13 protein-coding genes and 1 riboswitch are annotated in these 15,327 nt (G+C 33.0%); of the genes, 2 read left to right on the forward strand and 11 right to left on the reverse strand.

What is annotated here, in order from left to right; all coding sequences use genetic code 11:
- Positions 1-3 precede the first annotated feature (3 nt).
- Positions 4-552 carry an ECF-type riboflavin transporter substrate-binding protein gene (locus DJ93_RS25555; protein WP_042983853.1) on the reverse strand — a complete coding sequence of 183 codons (549 nt, stop codon included), beginning with the start codon at positions 550-552 and terminating at the stop codon, positions 4-6.
- Positions 553-695: 143 nt separating this feature from the next.
- Positions 696-811, reverse strand: a riboswitch (SAM riboswitch).
- Positions 812-961: 150 nt separating this feature from the next.
- On the opposite strand from DJ93_RS25555, the gene DJ93_RS25560 reads away from it, so the two are divergent.
- A complete protein-coding gene (locus DJ93_RS25560) occupies positions 962-1,645 on the forward strand; it encodes an aspartate/glutamate racemase family protein (RefSeq protein WP_181969242.1) in 684 nt (227 codons plus the stop codon).
- Between the two features lie 77 nt (positions 1,646-1,722).
- Here the strand turns inward: DJ93_RS25560 and DJ93_RS25565 are convergent, their stop codons facing one another.
- The 7 genes from DJ93_RS25565 to DJ93_RS25595 form a co-directional block, all read right to left on the reverse strand.
- Positions 1,723-2,901, reverse strand: coding sequence for a macrolide family glycosyltransferase (locus DJ93_RS25565; RefSeq protein ID WP_042983855.1), 1,179 nt, complete (start codon positions 2,899-2,901; stop codon positions 1,723-1,725).
- A 297-nt stretch (positions 2,902-3,198) separates the two neighbouring features.
- Positions 3,199-3,729 (reverse strand): signal peptidase I, encoded by a 531-nt coding sequence (gene lepB / locus DJ93_RS25570; protein ID WP_042983856.1) that lies wholly within the window; start codon positions 3,727-3,729, stop codon positions 3,199-3,201.
- Positions 3,730-3,804: 75 nt separating this feature from the next.
- On the reverse strand, positions 3,805-5,934 hold the full coding sequence (locus DJ93_RS25575) for a peptidoglycan D,D-transpeptidase FtsI family protein (RefSeq protein WP_042983857.1): 2,130 nt from the start codon (positions 5,932-5,934) through the stop codon (positions 3,805-3,807).
- Between the two features lie 317 nt (positions 5,935-6,251).
- Complete coding sequence (locus DJ93_RS25580) at positions 6,252-8,039, reverse strand: PAS domain-containing sensor histidine kinase (RefSeq protein WP_042983858.1); 1,788 nt, start codon at positions 8,037-8,039, stop codon at positions 6,252-6,254.
- Positions 8,040-8,377: 338 nt separating this feature from the next.
- Complete coding sequence (locus tag DJ93_RS25585; RefSeq protein WP_042983859.1) at positions 8,378-9,232, reverse strand: Cof-type HAD-IIB family hydrolase; 855 nt, start codon at positions 9,230-9,232, stop codon at positions 8,378-8,380.
- 299 nt (positions 9,233-9,531) lie between these two features.
- Complete coding sequence (locus tag DJ93_RS25590) at positions 9,532-10,113, reverse strand: cysteine dioxygenase family protein (protein ID WP_042983860.1); 582 nt, start codon at positions 10,111-10,113, stop codon at positions 9,532-9,534.
- A 118-nt stretch (positions 10,114-10,231) separates the two neighbouring features.
- Positions 10,232-11,443 (reverse strand): cytochrome P450, encoded by a 1,212-nt coding sequence (locus DJ93_RS25595; RefSeq protein ID WP_042983861.1) that lies wholly within the window; start codon positions 11,441-11,443, stop codon positions 10,232-10,234.
- 130 nt (positions 11,444-11,573) lie between these two features.
- Between DJ93_RS25595 and DJ93_RS25600 the strand changes: the two genes are divergently transcribed.
- Positions 11,574-12,071: a PadR family transcriptional regulator gene (locus tag DJ93_RS25600; RefSeq protein WP_042983862.1), complete on the forward strand. Its 498-nt coding sequence runs from the start codon at positions 11,574-11,576 to the stop codon at positions 12,069-12,071.
- Positions 12,072-12,172: 101 nt separating this feature from the next.
- Here DJ93_RS25600 and DJ93_RS25605 read toward each other — a convergent pair whose 3' ends face one another.
- The 3 genes from DJ93_RS25605 to DJ93_RS25615 all read right to left on the reverse strand — a co-directional run bounded on the left by DJ93_RS25605 (position 12,173) and on the right by DJ93_RS25615 (position 15,237).
- On the reverse strand, positions 12,173-12,328 hold the full coding sequence (locus DJ93_RS25605) for a DUF1540 domain-containing protein (RefSeq protein WP_042983863.1): 156 nt from the start codon (positions 12,326-12,328) through the stop codon (positions 12,173-12,175).
- Between the two features lie 120 nt (positions 12,329-12,448).
- On the reverse strand, positions 12,449-13,732 hold the full coding sequence (locus DJ93_RS25610; RefSeq protein ID WP_042983864.1) for an MFS transporter: 1,284 nt from the start codon (positions 13,730-13,732) through the stop codon (positions 12,449-12,451).
- 269 nt (positions 13,733-14,001) lie between these two features.
- Positions 14,002-15,237 carry a cytochrome P450 family protein gene (locus DJ93_RS25615; protein WP_042983865.1) on the reverse strand — a complete coding sequence of 412 codons (1,236 nt, stop codon included), beginning with the start codon at positions 15,235-15,237 and terminating at the stop codon, positions 14,002-14,004.
- Between the last annotated feature and the right edge of the window lie 90 nt (positions 15,238-15,327).

Raw genomic sequence — 15,327 nt, forward strand, 5'->3', positions numbered from 1 at the left:
TCCCTACTTTTCAATTTTCAAATGTGTATGCTTCTTATTCGACTTCGTGAGTCCAATTGTAATCGATAAACCAAGAACCAAAAATACGATAACATCAGCAATAGTTGCCCCTAGTACTTGTATCACAATTTTGTCAAATGGCTCTCCCATCACAACAATATCGAAAGCTCCAGCAAATATAATAGCAATAACAATTCCGACTAAACCAGATATTGTAAAATAGGAAATATCACGGCTATTATATGTTCCGCTTTTCACGCTAAAACCTGTTCTTTTTTGTACGAGACCCATTGCAAAACCAATAATACCTGAACTAATAACCCAGCCCCACCAAATGCCCCATCCAGCAATCGTATCTGTAACTGTATGGCCGATGAGTCCAATTAATAATCCTGCTACTGGACCAAATAATGCACCAAAAATAGTTAATATTGCTAATGCAGGTTTAATAAATGTATTTGGCGCAATGGAAAATCCCCAAAGCCCTAAGACTCCATATAAAGCTGCTCCAATTCCAATTGCTACGACTAACTTTGTAGTTAATTTATTCATATAAACATCCCCTTTTCATTCAATTCAACTTTATTTACTCTATATTTAATCTACAAATGAATTATGCATCTCCCCCCCTTTTTTTCTCCCTAATAAAAAATGACCTCTTAAATAAGAGGTCATTTTCTTTCACTTACTGGATCCCCTTATCTTTCAAAAGGCAATAATACCTCTTGTGGAATTAGCACCTTCCTATTTTCATTACATAGGGGTTGCTGAGGTTTCATAGGGCCGTTCCCTCCACCTCTCTGGATAAGTATTCATTTGTAATGCGTATTATGGCACTAAAGATAATTAATTTCAACACTTTTCTAACTGTTTTTATTTTTCGATAAATAGTTCATTTAAACCATTGTATTCTTATCGGAATTATGGAATAATGGATTGAAAATCGGTATGGGAGGAATGCATGATGAAAGTAATTGGATTAATCGGAGGATTAAGTTGGGAATCAACATCACTATACTATAAACATATTAATACACTTACTCTCTCCCAATATAATCAAAACGCAAAACTTGTTTTATATAGTATGGACTTTGGTAAAGTAACGACATTATTACAAAACCAGCAATATGAAGAAGTAAAAAATGAATTAGTTACAGTAGCAAAAAAAGTAGAAAACTCCGGAGCTGATTGTATACTAATGTGTTCAAATACGGTACACCAATTTGCTGAGGAAGTAGAAAGCGCGATATCTATTCCCCTTCTTCATATTGGAGATGTAAGTGCTGAAAAAATTGTAGAACATAATATTAAGCGCATTGGACTTTTGGGCACGAAACAAACGATGGAACAAGATTTTTATAAATCTCGATTAACAAATTACAATATTGAAACGATTATTCCGAATGATGAAGATCGAGCATTTATTCATCACGTTATTTTAAATGAATTAAGTAGAGGAATTATTTCACAAGAATCAAAAGAAAAGATATTACAAATTACAAATCAATTGATTGAAAAAGGAGCCGAAGGAATATTATTGGGCTGTACGGAAATTCCTTTACTTATTTCTCAAAGTGATGTATCTATTCCAGTATTCGACACTGTTTATTTACACGCGAAAACTGCAGTGCAATTTGCTGGCTAATAACAGTCCAAATAGATTCTATGAAATAAAAGCATAAAGGGTAACCCCTCTATGCTTTTATAACGTATTTATCTGAACTATTTATTCAACAGTGAATAAATGGCATCAATCGCTTTTTCTGGACCACCACAATCTAAAAAGCTATCATTAATTTTTCGTATACCTTCTTTATATTTTACATTTGAAAGAACTTCATGTACTGCTTCTTTTAAAGACTGTACATTAACATCCCCTTTTAACAATCTATAGGCTGCTTCAAGCTCAGTTAACCTTTGTGCTATCATTGGCTGATCTTTATCATGAGGTATTACAACAAATGGAACATTATAATGGATTGCATCGTGTACACTGTTCATTCCACCATGTGTAATAAAAACATCTGCTTCATTTAGTACATCTAGTTGAGGTACATAAGGAGCTATTATGAAGTTATCTGGTGCTGGCTTAATTTTAGAAATGTCTGTCCTGTCTCCTACTGCAATAACAACTATGCCTTCAAAATTTGAGAAAGCATCAATACAAGTATTAAAAAATTGTTCAACTTGATCCAGAAGCGTTCCCATAGAAATGTAAATAACCTTTGTATCCTTTAACATATCAATTGGAAAATCTCCACTTGTTTTCCTTTTTAGAAAACTCGGCCCAATAAAAAGATTATTTTCCCCGAATGAGTTACCATTAGCCTGGAAATAACGACTTGTATACACAATACATATATCACCCGTATTATTCATAAATTGAAGATTACTTTTTGGTGAAACTCCAAATCTTTCCTCCATTTGATTAAGTAATATTTCAGCAGGTTCATCCGGATAAAATGGCACTTCTGTATCTGGACTAAAAGGCATAATTTTTAAAAGTTCATCTGGAATTAAAAATATAGGTGATGAAACTACACCTGGAACTTTTAAATATTCCTTTACTAATTCTCCAGCACCAAATATATCATAAAATACGAAATCAAAATTTATGCTTTTTGATATCCGCTTTGTAATTTCTAATATATATAATGAAGTTTGGATATGAACATTAAAAAAAGCATTCAACCCAGATGAGGTATCTGTATCAATCGAGATTTCTTTTAATAAATCAGGATGAATATGAACAGTAGCACCTACTCCTTCAAGCCTTTCCTTAAAACTTTCAGTAGTAATATAATGTACTTCATCTCCTCGTTCAGTAAATGCTTTTACAATACTCAAGGTTGGATTCACATGTCCCTCTGCCGGAAAATTAACCATTAAAATATTCAACATCCATCCTTCACTCCTTTAATTTCATTTTCTTTTCCTTAGTTTAGTGTTATTTCTATAGTCAATTTTCCTCCAAAAGACCTAATGTCCTTAATACTTTAGGCTGATAAATGATTTATCAACCTAAAGTACAAAAAAGGCATCTACAAAAGTAGATGCCCAGCCGTGATAAGGAGTGTTGAGTTAGGATAAAGCCATTTGACTCGTCCTATGCTATCAATATATGCATTTCTTCTAAAAAGGTGTTTAAATAATAGAATTCTTCCGACATAATCTATATTTTATGGTTAAAAATCTAGATTATCTTATACGCTTTACTTGCTTAAAAGGGTAATATACTATTTCTACTTTCCCTATAATATTCGATTTATCGATAAATCCAAGTGAATTTCTACTATCTTTACTATGATTACGGTTGTCTCCTAATACGAACAACTTGTTCGGTGGAATTTTTATTTCTGTAAAGTTTGAAAAACGATTCTCCTTCTGTAATAAATCTAGCTGTATGTATGATTCATCTTGTTTTTCCCCGTTTACATAAACTGTATCATTTTCCAGTTTGATTTTATCACCAGGCAAGCCAATAATCCTTTTCACATAATATGTAGGCTCATTTACTTTTTTAATAATGATTACTTCCCTCCGATGAAAAGAAGAAAGATATGCGCTAGCCTTATTAACTAATATCCGATCCTTCTCATTTAAAGTTGGTTGCATCGATATCCCTTCCACCATACAAAATATGAAAGATTTACTTAATAAACCAATCGATACTATAGTTAAAGCAAAGCTACTTAACTTTCCCCAATGTTTACGTATATACTGTTTCATTCATACCTCATTTCTAGTGAATCCATTTATTAAAAACACCTCTAGAAAATATAATTCCTAGAGGCATTTATATGTTTATTCGTTTTCTTTTGATTGACTTTCTTTTTCAGATTCACCAGTTACTCGTTGTTTTTTTAAATTAAAGTATTCATCTAAAATATCTTTTCCGATTGCAGAGTTAATTCCAACCTTATCATTGTGAACCCATGGAACTACAACAGAAAATGCTACTTCCGGATTATCATATGGTGCATATCCTGCTAAGGTTAAATTATAACACTCTATACGTTCACCTTTAGCATTTCTTCCTATGTTATTATCTCCACCATATACAGTCTGTGCTGTTCCTGTTTTGCCAGCTGGTTTATACGGTGCCTTTTGGAACGTTTTCACCCCTGTTCCATCGCCCTCTTGGAATACCCTTCTAAAACCTTCTTTTACCCTATTAATATACTCTTCTTTCATGTCTATTTTATTTAATATGACAGGTTCTATCGATTGCACCACTTTACCAATTTCGTCTTTTTGTGTAGTCTGCTCTCTAATCTCTTGAATAATTTGTGGTTTCATACGATACCCACCATTTGCAATTGTCGAAACATATTGTGCAAGCTGAAGTGGCGTATATGTATCATACTGTCCAATCGAAAAATCTAATAAGAAACCTGGTTGATTATCTTTTCTACCAATTTGTCCAGCTGTTTCATTCGGTAAATCAATTCCTGTCGGAACACCTAAACCAAATTGCCTGAAATAATATCGCATTTTATCAAAGTACTCTTGCTTAATATCTAGTGAACTATTTCTTACATAATCCACTCCTGCGAGTTTTAATGCTGTATTAAACATATATACGTTAGAAGAAACTTGTAAAGCTCTTAAGTCGTCAATATTTCCAAATGACTGCCAAGATTTCTTTTCTCTAGTTCCTTTAAATTTCATAGGTGCATCATAAAAGTATGTGCCTGGTGTTATAGCCTCTGTCTGGTATCCTGTTAATAATGTCGCACCTTTTACAGTAGATCCTAGCTCATACGAACTGGTCATTGTTCCTAAAGCATAATCCTCCACTTCCGTCTTCCCATCTTTTTCAACTAATTTTTTTCCTGCCATCGATAAAACTTGGCCATTTTTCGGATTCATCATAACGACGAAGGCACGATCTAAAAGAGGCTCTGAACCTTTATATGCTTTTAAGTTTTTTTCAATAATTTCCTCTACTTTTTTCTGTAATTCCATATCTATGGTCAAAGTTAAATTCTTTCCACTTTTCCCTTCAGAAACCGTTTCTGTCTTAATTGTATTTCCTTCTTTATCAGCAAGGTTTCTTACTTCTTTCTTTGTACCATGAAGCACATCTTCATATTGCTGTTCGATATAACTTTTCCCAACGCGATCATTTCGATTATAATTACGTACTAAATAATAATCTAAACGTTCACGTGGTAATCCTTCATCAGCACTTGTGACACTTCCGAGAACAGAACGGAATAAGCCGTCATTTGCATAAAAACGTTCCCAATCAACCGATGCATCTACACCTGGAAGATTAGCAAGATTCTCACTTATAACAGTATATTCTTTTTCAGTTACATCTTTTTTTATAATTTGAGGGGCCATTTGGTAACCTGAAGTCATTTTACTTTTAATAGCTAACACTTCTAAATCTTGTGATGTTAATTCTTGAAGGTTTTTATCCGTCACACGTTTTCGCTTTAACTCTTCCGTTTTTTTATCTAGTTCTTTCCCCGTAATATCTTTTTCTCTAAACTTTTCTATTTCTTGTTTAGAGACTAACTCTTTTGCAATTTCCGGATTCAATTGCATCCAAAAATCCTTTTTATCTGTTTCAGTTAGCTTATCTATATCCTCTTGCGGCATCTCAATTATTTCTGCAAGTTGCCTTGCAATTTTTAACATGTCTTCTGACTTTATCCCTTTCACCTTCGTATATGTAATAGTACGTAAAGATTTATTATCTACAACTGGTTTACCTTCACGATCAAAAATTTTCCCTCTCGGTACTGAAAGACTAACCGTTGCATTTTCTTTTTTCTCTACTTCATTTTTATAAGTTTCCCCATCAACAATTTGTACTTTTCCAAGCTGCACTATAATGGCCGAAAACAATAAAAACACACAGAAAAATAAAATATTTAACCTGATTGGAACTGCTCTATTACTCTTCTTTTTTTGCTTTTTCACCTTGTCATAATCTCCTCCTTACATCACAATAAATTACACCATACAATGACCTATTATCATCGACCTAAAAAGGTAAAGTACCTTCAGTGTACCCCAATCAACCCCTAAACACTTTTCGACTCTAACGTAGGCTACATTGCACAAATATAAATATAGTGTTTAAAACTTAATAGAAATTTAAGCAAAGGTAAAGAAAAGGTAAAGTTTATACAAAAAAAGGTAAAAACTTTTGTCAAATAGAAAAAGGACCTAGTCTTTAAACTAAGCCCTTATCTATAAACAAGTTCCTTATACATACAGTCTAAATGAGAAAGTCACTATGAACTAGCTATCGAGCGAATCGTTACAAATCTATCCTCATTTTTAGAAGCAATTTGTTCACTCTGAAATTTTGGTAAATGAATTGTTACAGAAGTCCCAACACCAACTTCACTCATAATACCAATCCGGCCTTGATGGCTCTCAACAATTTTATAGCTTAACATTAATCCTATGCCAGTCCCTTTTTCTTTTGTGCTATAAAAAGGTTCCCCCAGTCTTTTAATTCTTTCTTCCGGAATCCCTATTCCTTCATCTACTACGTCTATAATAATCCCTTCGCCCTCTGTTTCTTTAATATGAATTGAAATTTTCCCGCCATTTGGCATCGCTTCTATTGAATTTTGCAAAATATTAATAAATACTTGTTTTAACTGATTTTCACAGCATTCAATTATTATCTCTTTTGAATCTGCAAGCAATTCAATTTGGATATTCGTCATAATTGCTTTCGTATTTAGTAATGAGACGACATTTTTAAATATAAGATAAAGATTTTTCTTTTCAGTAGGAATATCATCCGTTTTGGCAATCGATAAAAATTCATGAAGAATTGCTTCGATTCTTTCAATCTCTGAAAGCATTAGGTCAAAATATTTTTCTTGATTTTCTTGATTGATTTGAAACAACTGAATAAACCCTTTTATTACTGTTAAAGGATTTCTAACTTCATGAGCTACTCCAGCTGCTAATTGTCCAATTGCTGCAAGTGTATCCGATTTATTTAGTAATTCTTCTGTCTTTTTCCGTTCTGTAATATCACGAACAATTATCATAATTTTATCTTGTAACAATGGCAAGCACCTTGCTTCAAAGAAACTAATACTGCCTTTAATTTTAAGCGGATATTCTACGATTACATTCGAATCTTTTTGCCTCATTTGATGAATTGCTTCGCGAAATTGCTGCGCTACTGGTGAAGGTAACACCTCATAAAACTTTTTCCCCATGAAAGATTCTGCAGGCACATAAAATTTTGCGGGAGATCCGGCTTTGTAGTCTATAATTGTTCCATCATCTTCTGTTAAAAAACATAAATCAGGTAAAGCTTTAAAAATAAGTTCTAATTCTGAAGTTCGTTGCTTTAATTGTTCTTCTATTGTTTTTAAATGTGTAATATCAACACCGACAGCCCAATAGCTAAACCCCGATACAGGAAACTGTTCTGATATATTTGACCACATAATCGTTTTTTTCTCGCCATTTTTACATGTTAAATTCATTTCCCAATCTCTAAAGTTCTTTCCACGCATTGAAAATTTCTCTTGTATTTGGTGACGATATGTATCGTCAGGATATAATAATTGAAGCGCCTTCGGATTTCCGATAATTTCTTTTGCCTTGTACCCTGTTACAATTTCACATTCACGATTCCACAAAACAAAATCCCCATTATAATCTAAAGCATCCACCATTACAGGCATATTTTGTAAAATCATATGTAATTCTTCTTCTTTTTGAGAAAGTAAATGTTTATTTTTATTTTGAAGTTTATCTATAGCCGTATCTACAATAAGGTTTGAAAGCATTTCGAAGTATTTTTGACAGTTGAAGATTTCCTCTTTCCTAGGCCGTGCAATAAAAGAACCAAAATATTGATCATTTAAGAAAAGAGGAACTTCAATCTTTGGAAGTTTACTATTTTTTTCTTGATTCATCCCGAATGAAAACATGCATTCTTTTTCAGCATCAAGAAGTTGATGTGATATATTTGTCAATTTATAAAATTGTTCTGCCATGGTTTCTATTGTATTCACATCAATGAGTTCCATTAGCCGAGCATTCATTCTTTTTTCACCTCTATATGTAAATTTAATACCAGTTTAAAATTCATACTTCTCCATTATACGGATAATGTCCATACGGGTATATAGTGGAAGCATAATTATTCAAACAAATTTCATTTTTTAATTAAAAATCAGATAAAATCATGCATAACACAAGAAGTTCAATGAGTTGTAAATTTTAAAATTCACGAAATATTCACAAAGAATATGAAAAATATAAACATTTATTCCAATATATTCTATAAAATTAAATGTAATAAGGCTTCTATGAATCTCATAGAATACCTTACCCCTAATAAAAAGTAAAAAAGAATCCAATTTGGATTCTTTTTTATTTTTTATACCATAATATACGTATATAAAGCATGGGCAACACCATGTTCTTCGTTTGATAACGTCTCATACTGGCACATTTCTTTTATTTTATCTACTGCATTTCCCATTGCAATCGACATATTTGCTTTTTCCATCATTGAAACATCATTTAACCCATCGCCAATCGCTACAGTATTTTCGAATGGAATGTTAAGATGCTCTGATAAAGTATATAGGCCATTCCCTTTTTGAGCATCCCGATGGTTAATCTCTAAGTTATGCCAATATGAAGATGTAATTGCTAAATCTGTATTATACTGAAATTTTTCTTTTAATTTTTTTAATTTCTCTATATCATAAGAGAATGGTAAAAGTTTATGCACATGTAAATCTGTTTCTACAATTGGTTTACAACTTGCTGCGCTATGAAATGCTGTATGCTCAAGATATAATGCCGCGATCGTTTCTAGCTCTTGTAAATCAACATTCGCCTTCGACTTCTTCACATTCTCAATTTCACTACGCACACTTTCCACTCCATAATCGGGAACATATACGCCTTTATCTGTATAAAGTTGATAATACAAACCGTTCTCTTCAAGATATTCTACAATCTCAAGCGCTTGCATATTTTGAATCGGATATCTCTTCATCATTTGTTGATCTTTATAAATAAGCGCACCATTCTCTGCAATAATTGGACATTCTAAATTTACTTCTAATAAAAGTCGCTCAATATCAACGATAGAACGCCCCGTACAAATCGCTACTATATGCCCAGCTTCTTGGCACTTTCGAATTGCTTCTGCATTCTCTTTACTAATCACTTTATTCCCTGAAAGAAGAGTTCCATCTAAATCAATTGCGATTAATTTCATTGTTTCTTCACCACTTTCCAAAAATACACGAGAAAATATATATACTAAAAGGTATCGTTCTCATATTTAACTCGTGAAGCACCTCTTAGTTATAATTTATGAAAAGCGTTTCAGGTCAAGAAATATTTCGAAAAAAATGCGCATGACATATAATAGCGCTATCTTTTTCACTTTCTCTTCAAAAAATAGCGCTTGTTTTATCTATTTACATATAAAAAACTATATATTCATTTCCCGTTTTTATTCTGTCTATTTTCCATATTAAATATGATTAGTACTAAAAATATACTTAAAAGTGTTTATAATGAACTATAGTTAATGTACTTCGTCTCATACATATATACGTTATTTTCTTCAGTCGGTATAAAAACTTTAAATTTTTCTAATTTCTTCCCGTAAACATGAATCGTGACAACGCCTTCATTTCTTTCTATTTCAAGGATATGACAATCTGCCGGAGGAATTACTTTATCTGTTTCTCCTTCTCCTAAATAAAGATTATTTGTATGTTTTAAATGAACAAGAGAATTTCCTAAGTGTTTTGTTTGTAAAAAATTTTGTACTCGTATTCTTCCTGAGAAGACACCTTCTACTCCCCACGTACCATCGTGATCATGCAAAGGTGTTGCCTGTCCATCGTTCCAAACGAGGGCGAGCACTTCAAAGCGTCCTAATGGATCTTGATACAATAAGTGGCGTGCATATTGAGAAGTGTTTGCTGCTTGTTTTTCTAACGGGAGCCATGTCTTTTTCTCTAAAAGCTCTTCCAACAGCTTTTCAATACTACAAACGATTTGTTCTTCATATAACTTACTATCCATTATCGTTGTTACATTTTTTATAAACTTTTGAAAGGTTTCACTTCCGTTGCATGTTAACATATACATCCTCCTCCACTCTATCTTCCATACACTTCCATCGTATGAAAGAACAAGAACACTTACAATTGAGAAACAAAAAACAAGGTGTAAAATATAGCACCTTGTTTAACCATTTTATTTATTTTTTCAAAAGGATTGGTAAATGCTTTAATGTTTGCTCATTTTCCAGTATACAATTTTCTAATTGAAAAACTGGGGGCATTTCGATTTTTTTAAATTTCTTTATAAATGTAGTTAACGCTATTTCAGCTTCTAAACGTGCAAGTGGTGCTCCTAAACAAAAATGTGGACCTTTTCCAAATGTTAAATGCTTTTCATTCCCCATGCGATGCAAATTAAATGTAGAAGCTTGTGAGAACTTCGCCTCATCCAAATTCGCTGCACTTACCCACGTAACAATCATTTGATTTTTTTTCATTTCAGTTCCAAATATGTTTGTATCTTCTGTAATCCTCCGGGCTAATGTAACTGGAAAGCGATAACGTAATACTTCTTCTATCGCTTTTGGTATTAACTCTGGCTGTTCTCTTAGCTCTTCATACGTTCCTGGTGCATCGACTAAGAAACAATAAAAACTATTAATAATTAAATTTGTCGTTGTTTCATTTCCAGCAGCTAACAATCCTAATGAAAAAGTCACGATTTCTTCATCGGATAACCTTTCCCCTTCATACTCAGCTCGAATTAAATCGGAAATGATATCATCTGTTAAGTTGTACCGTTTTTCTTGAACGATTGGCAGAAGATACGCTTTAAATTCATTTAAAGCGACTCCTTTTTTCTTATCCAAATCGTTAAATTTTTCTTTGTTATATGGCATAAATAAAATATCAGACCAATCTTTAATTTGTTTTCGATCAGTTGTCGGGACTCCTAATAAATCAGATATAACGGTTACAGGTAAAGGGGCAGCAAACTGTTCTACAATATCAACTTCACTACAATTTTCCATATGTTGTACAAGTTCATTTGCAATCGCTTGTATTCGAGGTTTCCATTGCTGTAAGCTTCTTGGAGTAAAAGCTTTAGAAACAATGGAACGTACGTTACGATGCTCTGGTGGATCTGAAGAATTTAAATTCACCCTTGTTTCTAAAGGGGGAACTGAAAATTGTCTACGCTCTCTTCTACTTGAGAATAAGTGATAATCTGATAAGACACGGTTTACATCATCATATAAAAAAACATTCCATACATCTTGTTCTTGGTCATAATAAACAGGGTGATTCTCTCTCATATGCTCATACCACACATACGGATTCCATAACTCTTCTTTCTTTTTTAACTTTGAAATTTCGTGAACTAAAATCACATTTTCCGGTGAATCCATAGTTCTTTCCTCCCTTTTCTTTTACAATAAAAGTAGTAGGTCGGCTTTACAAAGATGTATAGACTAACATATGTTATTTTAACATATATGTTCAAAACAAAACTTGAGAAAATATTAGAGGGGGATTTATATGTATGTTGATATTTTATTACTTGCTGAATTAACGACGGGACCAAAACACGGCTACGAAATTAAGAAAAATATCCAAAATCGTCTAGGAGAAAATTTTGAATTAAACCATAACATGCTTTATCCTGCCCTTCGGCGCTTTGAAGATATGGGGGCTATAACGAAAAAGATTCATCAACAAGTCGGAAAACCTAACAGAAATATATATGAAATAACAGGCACAGGAGAAGAAATATTTTATGAGATGCTGAGAGATTTCCCTGAAAAGATCGCAACCAACAATACTGAATTTCTTGTACGTGTCGCGTTATTCGAAAAACTTGATTACGAAGCTAGAAAAGAAATTTTAACGATACGCCAAGACATGCTTCAAAAACAACTTATCGCTATCCAATCACTCGAAGGTGTCTCATCTTTTATTACAGAAGTTATTGAGTTTAGTAAATCACGTATTGAACATGAACTAAATTGGATCATAAATCTCATGAAAAAAATATAAATAATGACAAGAAAAGTTAAAAAGACTGAATGAAAATGAGATTTATTATCAATACTATAATTAATAAAAGGGCAACCACCATATGGTTACCCCTTAGTAATTTATACTTCCGGTACGAAAGTTTTGCAATCCGTTTCTTCTGTTGTAGATGCGTGGTTACCTTTATGACTTACTACATAAATAGCATCCGCATTACATTTATTTCCGTTACCCCAGAATTTACAGTTGTTTACTTCACATAAAACATCTTGTGCCATAGTATCACACCTCCTTGTTCTTTTATCATTAACAATTTGGGGAGGTATGATACTCTTTGTGTTGTATTTTTTCTGAAATGGACACTGCTATCCCCTTAAATTGGATATTTCATATTTAGGCTAGGATTCCTGTTGAATAGCACCACTTTCGTTCTTTATTTCATTTTCAACTGCTATGATGGGCTTCAAATTATATATCGGCAAAATAAATAATAATCCGATAATAAATAGTAAAGCTGTTCCTTCATACATCGTGCTAAGTGAAAACAATTCTTTCAGTGAACCTGATATACTCATTGTTACTACCATAGAACCTGTAAATAATGGACTTAAAATCCCATTTACTCGACCAATAAAATCCGTGTCACTGTTTTGAATAATAAGCGTATTAATTCCAATTTGAATACAAGGAAGCGCTAAACCACTAAAAAATTGAGCAATAAGTGTCATCCATAAATTTGTAGAGAGGCCTATAACACCAATACCGATAGCCTGACCAAGCATCCCTACAATTAGCATCTTTTGCGGTGCAACATTTTTTGCGAATACCATTGCTAACGCTCCGCCGACAATCATACCTGCACCATTTACAGTTAACAACCACTGTAAGCTTTCCTTCGATAATTCTAATTGTTCTGTCACGATAAAGATTCCAAGTGGTTGAATCAAACCTATCCCGAGTCCCGCTGCCATAAAACAAAGTCCTAGTAATGTTAACGCCTTTTTCGCCTTCACATATTTAATTCCATCTATCATTTCTTGGAATAAACTAATTTCTTTCTTTTCTACTTCGTTCTCAATATCCTTTGGAAGGAATAATAATACGATCGCTGCAAGTAAAAAGAAAATGCCAGTTGCAATAATAGAAATATAAATGCCGAAGCTTTGAAATACAAATGTACCAAGGATTGGTCCTAGTACCATAAATATTGCAAAAATCGTTTGATATATTGACATCGCTAACTGAATTTGCTCTGTTGATAAATGTTGTTTAAATAATTTCATTCCAGATGGTTGTGAAAACTGTGAAAGAATAGCCGAAATGAGAGTCACAAAAAACACTACTTTCCACGTACCAAACATAAGAGTAATTAATACCACAAACACTGATAAAGCACTTAAAGTTTCACACCATATCATCGTCCTCTTCGGTTTCCACCTATCTGCAAAAGTCCCACCAATAAATGAAAAAATAAAGATTGGCGCAAATTCAGCAACGGAAATCATTGAAATAGCAAATGCATCACCTTTTGTCATTTCCATCACATAAAGTAACACTGCAAAATTCCGTACCCATATTCCGATTTGTAAAAATAGTGCTGACGCAAGAATTCCTTGCACAAATCGATTTTTTAATACTTGTGATACACCACTATTTTGTTTCATTTCTACATTTGTTGACATAAAAATCCCCCTATTCCACATTCTGAACAGGAGGCAGCACAAACTATATGAAAAGACTATATATTCGCAACGCGAAATACATCCCTTTTATATAAAAATGTACATACTAATCCTATTCAGAAGAATATTTCGTTTTTTTAACGAAGATCTCTTAAAAATAGAATTAGTTGATCATTGGGATGTTTTCACCCTTCCGTTTCAAATTTAAATCGCACATACATACTCTATGTCAGTCATTTTCAATGTATGCATGTCTCCAAATAACTATTCTAGAAGGTTAATGGTAATTCCTCTAAAGAACGCATTAAATAATTACCTTGCCATTTAATTTTTTCACGACCACCTTTTATTTGAAGTGTAGGCATACGCTTTAACAAAGTAGAAATTGCAATCTTTGCTTCTAACCTAGCAAGTGGCGCTCCTAAACAGAAATGACTGCCATGTCCAAAGGCAATATGGCGGTTATTTTCTCTCGTAATATTAAATTCTTCCGGATTCTCAAAAACATTCTCATCTCTGTTCGCAGAAGCGAGTGAAATAATAACCATATCTCCTTTTTGAATCTTTTGATCGTGAATTTCAAAAGGTTCAGCTGCCCATCTTGCTGTTGTCACTTCGACTGGAGAGTAATAACGTAACCCTTCCTCAATTGCTGAATCAATTAGGTTTGGCTTTTCTTTTAACAATTGTAGTTGATCTGGATGTTCAAGTAGCGCTAATACTGTATTTGCAATTAAATTCACAGTCGTTTCATGTCCGGCTACAATAAGTAACATAATCATTGAATACAGCTCTCGTGCACTAAGTTTATGTCCTTCACTTTCTGCTTGTATTAAAGCACTGACTAAATCATCTTTCGATTCTTTTCGTTTTACATCGACTAAATACTGTAGATATGTAATGAATTCAGATAACTTCATTTCCGTAGCCTTTATTTCTTCTGGCGTCTCAGGTGAATCAATTACCGCATGAGACCAAATTCTAAATTTCTCTTGATCTTCCTTTGGAATACCAAGCATTTCACTAATCACATTAATTGGTAGAGGGAACGCATAATCATTCACAAGATTTAGAGAGCCTTTCTGCTGGACATTATCTAATAAAGTATCGGCAATGCGCTGAATTCTTCCCTCTAACTGTGAAATCATCTTTGGTGTAAATGCTTTTTGGACAAGTGATCGTAACCGACCATGATTAGGTGGATCTGAATTTAACATATGAGTTGTTAAATGATCACTATTTTCTACAGAAAGAAATAATTGCATATTGTCTTGAGAAAATACATTTACTGGATCCTTTTTTAAACGATTATCTTTTAAAAGTGGCAGGGCATCTTCATATCTTGTAATGAGCCATTCTGTACCGAGTTCCCCTTTATAAACAAATAAAATAGGTTGCGCTTTTCTTGATTCTTTATAAATTTCATAAGCATCTTCTTTAAATTCGGCAGAAGCTAAATCCATACCATCTTCTATTTTTCGACCAACCTTGTTTTTTATAGACATTGCATTCCCTCACTCTCAATTGTTTATAGAAACCAATCCAACATATGAATTATACGTTGATAAAAATGAGGAAATTACAAATTTTTAATA

The organism is Bacillus clarus, assembly GCF_000746925.1.
GTDB lineage: Bacteria > Bacillota > Bacilli > Bacillales > Bacillaceae_G > Bacillus_A > Bacillus_A clarus.

What these genes read in the sequence shown, in the direction of transcription:
- DJ93_RS25555 (WP_042983853.1), bottom strand. Translation starts at nt 552, where the DNA reads ATGAATAAATTAACTACAAAGTTAGTCGTAGCAATTGGAATTGGAGCA.
- DJ93_RS25560 (WP_181969242.1), top strand. Translation starts at nt 962, where the DNA reads ATGATGAAAGTAATTGGATTAATCGGAGGATTAAGTTGGGAATCAACA.
- DJ93_RS25565 (WP_042983855.1), bottom strand. Translation starts at nt 2,901, where the DNA reads ATGTTGAATATTTTAATGGTTAATTTTCCGGCAGAGGGACATGTGAAT.
- lepB (WP_042983856.1), bottom strand. Translation starts at nt 3,729, where the DNA reads ATGAAACAGTATATACGTAAACATTGGGGAAAGTTAAGTAGCTTTGCT.
- DJ93_RS25580 (WP_042983858.1), bottom strand. Translation starts at nt 8,039, where the DNA reads ATGAATGCTCGGCTAATGGAACTCATTGATGTGAATACAATAGAAACC.
- DJ93_RS25585 (WP_042983859.1), bottom strand. Translation starts at nt 9,232, where the DNA reads ATGAAATTAATCGCAATTGATTTAGATGGAACTCTTCTTTCAGGGAAT.
- DJ93_RS25590 (WP_042983860.1), bottom strand. Translation starts at nt 10,113, where the DNA reads ATGTTAACATGCAACGGAAGTGAAACCTTTCAAAAGTTTATAAAAAAT.
- DJ93_RS25595 (WP_042983861.1), bottom strand. Translation starts at nt 11,443, where the DNA reads ATGGATTCACCGGAAAATGTGATTTTAGTTCACGAAATTTCAAAGTTA.
- DJ93_RS25600 (WP_042983862.1), top strand. Translation starts at nt 11,574, where the DNA reads ATGTATGTTGATATTTTATTACTTGCTGAATTAACGACGGGACCAAAA.
- DJ93_RS25605 (WP_042983863.1), bottom strand. Translation starts at nt 12,328, where the DNA reads ATGGCACAAGATGTTTTATGTGAAGTAAACAACTGTAAATTCTGGGGT.
- DJ93_RS25610 (WP_042983864.1), bottom strand. Translation starts at nt 13,732, where the DNA reads ATGTCAACAAATGTAGAAATGAAACAAAATAGTGGTGTATCACAAGTA.
- DJ93_RS25615 (WP_042983865.1), bottom strand. Translation starts at nt 15,237, where the DNA reads ATGTCTATAAAAAACAAGGTTGGTCGAAAAATAGAAGATGGTATGGAT.